Here is a 3,839-nt window from a genome sequence, read left to right as displayed (position 1 = left end):
GCTTTTGGGCTTGAGCAAGCCCAGGCGCACGTAGAAACGAACCGTATCAATCGTGAGATCAACGCTTCGCGAAAATTCTGAAATCAGCATATTGGCCTCTTGACTATGGACTGTACTCCACACTTACAAAGGGGGCATGTCAACCGCTATTGGGGCAAGAAAATGAAAAGCGAGACTTCTGAAATTCCTTCCGTGCGGCTTGGAAAGGACGGGTTAAAGGTCGGCGTTCAAGGTTTAGGTACCATGGCAATGGCCACTGGAATATACGGCGCTACCGACGAGACCGAGGCCAGGGCCACGCTCGAAAGGACCCTGGACCGGGGTGTCACGCTCTTTGATACGGCTGACATCTATGGCGACGGCGCGGGTGAGTCATTCGTTGGAAGCTTTGTGCGTGAACACCGCGATCAGGTGGTGCTTGCGACCAAGTTTGGCTTTGTTAAAACCAACGATGAGGGGAATCCTTACCGCATCGACAACAGCCCCGAGTTCATTTACAAGGCGGTTGATGCTTCCTTGCGCAGACTGGGTATCGACCACATCGATCTGTACTACATGCATCGTCGCAATCGTGAGGTGCCACTTGCCGACGCAATAGGAGCAATGGCTGAACTGGTGAAGGCCGGCAAGGTGCGCTACCTGGGACTGTCGGAAGTTACCGGCGACGAATTACGACAAGCCCATGCCATCCACCAGATTGCCGCCGTGCAATCTGAATGGTCGCTGTTTTCGCGGGATGTCGAACAGAGTTCCGTGCCGGTCGCCGCAGAACTTGATATTGCATTCGTACCTTTTTCGCCATTGGGGCGAGGCATGCTTAGCGGCATGGTCGACGCCGCAAAACTCGATGATGGAGATGTACGCCGCCAATTCCCACGGTTTGCGGATGATCATGCGCAAGCCAATTTCCATCTGGTGCAAAAGATCGCACATTTGGCCGCAGAGCGAGGTGCGACTCCCGCGCAAATCGCCCTCTCGTGGGTTCACTCTCGGTCGCAAGCGCATGGCCTCACTGTTGTTCCGATTCCAGGAACACGCAAGCGCAACCGACTGGAGGAGAATCTTGGTGCATTGGATATCCAATTGACGCAGACCGAACTGGCAGTTCTTGAGCGCCTCGCTGCGTCCGTACAAGGCATACGGGGGGCGTAAGCAATTTGGGGCGACACCATAATGCTGGGGCATGCGCCTATTTCGCATCTTGCGAAGGGTAGCTTCGGCGATCGCTGTGCCAAAGGCGCGCCCCTATCTAAATCTGACCATGCCCCACCCGCCGGCAGCTGACAAATGCGGTTTTACCATCAATCCTTAGAAAGGAAATAACATGTCCCTAACTGCCTATCGCGCACTCGGCCGGTCCGGCCTTATCGTCAGCCCTATTGCGCTGGGCACAATGACTTTCGGCACAAATGTGTGGGGTGCGGACGAGGCCAGCTCGCGCGCGATCTTCGATCACTATCGCGATGCCGGCGGCAATCTTATCGACACCGCCGACATCTACAGCAACGGCGAGAGCGAGAAGCTTGTAGGCAAGTTCATAGCCGACAGCGGCTCACGTGACGAGATCGTGCTTTCCACGAAGTTCGCCTTCAATGCGTCATCAAATCCGACGTCGGGTGTTCAAACTGCGGGCGGCAATCCAAACGCAGGCGGCGCTGGCGCGAAGAACATTCACCGCGCGCTGGACGCCTCGCTCAGGCGGCTCGGCACCGACTATATCGATCTTTACTGGATGCATATCTGGGATCAGGTCACGCCGATTGAGGAAATCGTGCAGACGCTTGGAGATCTCGTTCGCGTTGGGAAGATTCGCTATTATGGGCTATCGGACATGCCAGCCTGGGTGGCGATGAAGGCGGCCACGATCGCGGAGGAACGGCGAGTGCCGGGCCCGATCGCTATCCAGGTCGAGTATTCACTGGTCGCCCGCGACGTGGAGTGCGAGCATTTCCCGGCAGCCCGCGAGGCAGGATTGGGCGTGATGCCATGGAGCCCCTTGGCTGGTGGTTTACTATCCGGCAAATACCGGCGGGCAGATATTGCAGGCAAGGGTCGGCTCAGCGGCGCCAATCCCCTCGGCGACACCAAGTTCACAGATCGTAACTGGGCAATCCTCGAAACGCTTGAGCAGGTAGCAGCGGAGATGGGAAGACCAATGGCGGAAGTCGCGCTGGCATGGACATTGGCAAACAAGGCTGTCGGGGCGACGTTGGTAGGGGCTAGCAAGGTCTCGCAACTTCGAAACAACATCGCCGCCACCGACCTCTGTATCGGCGCCGCGCATTTCGAACGCCTCAACGAAGCGAGCGCACCTGTGATCGGATTTACGTCTGGGCTTGGCTCCCCGATGATCCGTCGCATGGTCTTTGGCGGTCATGATGTCGCCGGATGGGGTGAATAGTCTCTTCGGTTCGGTAAGCTGGCGCAGCACTGATTGCGACGAGATGTTCTATGCGTTATCGCCGCAATCTTGCTGCAGCTACAGGCGGATGCATCAAGGTATCAACTAGACAGTGCTGGGGCCTTTCTGACTTGCGTAGAGTCAGCGCGCGACTGATTGATCATGATGACCGCGACCGCGCCGATGAGACTCGCAATGCTAATGTCCATGACGTTTTTCGAATGCAGCAGCCGAAACCCTAGCTTGGGCAGAAGTCAGAATTTTCGGGGCCATACGCGCTTGCTGCAACGCGATAGATGTGTCAAGTTGAAGTCGCGATGCGCCCTTAAGAGCTACAAGCACCGAGCCAATCGAAGTCGTTCCCTAGTCCTGGACGAGCATGCTTATTTCTCCGCGTAGATAATTTCTGACGTGATGCTGATCTTCAGGTCTGTTCGATAGTTCTACTGCGAACAACCTGATGAGCCTCAATTCTGTGTCTGCATTTCAGCTTCCCTGCATCGCATGTCAAGCGCATAAGCCCCCTCCTCTGTTAGATGCCTGGCCTCGATTGTCCAAAGCATTCAAACACGCTGAGGCGTTTGAACATTGTCGGGATCACTGGCGCAGGTTCCGGACCCGGACTCGTATCGGCGCGTGAATTGGTTGGCCGAGGTGCAAACGTGGTGCTGGATGACGTGAACGAAGCCGATGATATCGCTCGCGCTGACGAGCTAGGAGAACGTGCAATCTTCGTTCGAGCCGACATCACCAGTGAAAATGATTGCCGAACAGCAATCGCCGCTGCAGTCAGGACCTTCAGGCCGTTGCATGGGGTGACACGACACTGCCATTGGCCCGCGACCTGGCGCGCTCAGGCATCCGTGTCGTGTGCAGCGCACCCGGAATATTGAGACCCCGATGATGGCGGGTATGCCTCAGGACGTGCAGGCATCATTGGCAGCCAATGTGCTGTTCGCCCCACGCATGGGACGACTTTCAGAACACGCGACACTGGCAGCGCACATCATCGAAAACTCCATGCCGATTCACTGCATCAGTTTCACCCGGAAATCTTCCTTCACGCCATTTACAATCCTTGCAAATAACTCAGCTATTCCTAACGCGACGTAGTCAAGCACTAGGAATTTGAAGCTAAACGGACAATGGCATCGCGACTGCCTGCTTGCTCTCGAAGTAAAAATTTCTGGATTTTCCCAGTTGCGGTTTTTGGCAACTCCATAAAAACCACTCTGCGCGGACATTTAAACCGAGCAAGACGAGCCTGGCAGAACATCATTATTTCTGCCTCGGTCGGAGGCTCTATACCAAGTTTCAACTCGACGAACGCGCATGGCACTTCCCCCCATTTGTCATCAGGCTGAGCGACAACAGCGGCATGTAAAACAGCTGGATGACCGTGGATGGTTTCTTCGATCTCTACGGACGAGATATTCTC

4 protein-coding genes and 1 pseudogene are annotated in these 3,839 nt (G+C 55.6%); 3 read left to right on the top strand and 2 right to left on the bottom strand.

Going from position 1 to position 3,839, the window contains the following annotated elements; translation table 11 throughout:
* A partial coding sequence (locus tag ACRESJ_RS07465) for a MerR family DNA-binding transcriptional regulator (RefSeq protein WP_431757330.1) occupies positions 1–90 on the bottom strand: 90 nt, incomplete at its 3' end.
* 72 nt (positions 91–162) lie between these two features.
* Here ACRESJ_RS07465 and ACRESJ_RS07460 point away from each other — a divergent pair.
* From ACRESJ_RS07460 to ACRESJ_RS07450, 3 genes and pseudogenes are all read left to right on the top strand, one after another.
* Entirely contained in the window at positions 163–1,152 is a 990-nt protein-coding gene (locus ACRESJ_RS07460; protein ID WP_431757329.1) for an aldo/keto reductase, read from the top strand.
* A 172-nt stretch (positions 1,153–1,324) separates the two neighbouring features.
* Positions 1,325–2,401 (top strand): aldo/keto reductase, encoded by a 1,077-nt coding sequence (locus ACRESJ_RS07455; protein ID WP_431757328.1) that lies wholly within the window; start codon positions 1,325–1,327, stop codon positions 2,399–2,401.
* 536 nt (positions 2,402–2,937) lie between these two features.
* A pseudogene (locus tag ACRESJ_RS07450) lies at positions 2,938–3,514 on the top strand (SDR family NAD(P)-dependent oxidoreductase).
* Between the two features lie 7 nt (positions 3,515–3,521).
* On the opposite strand, the gene ACRESJ_RS07445 reads toward ACRESJ_RS07450, so the two are convergent.
* Positions 3,522–3,839, bottom strand: a 318-nt coding sequence (locus ACRESJ_RS07445; protein WP_431757327.1) for an AMP-binding enzyme, incomplete at its 5' end; no start/stop codon positions are given.

Origin of the sequence: Pseudomonas sp., assembly GCF_050739655.1 — a bacterium.
Classification (GTDB): domain Bacteria; phylum Pseudomonadota; class Gammaproteobacteria; order Pseudomonadales; family Pseudomonadaceae; genus Aquipseudomonas.
Note: the sequence above shows the minus strand (reverse complement) of the source record. Positions and strands in the feature narration are given on the sequence as shown.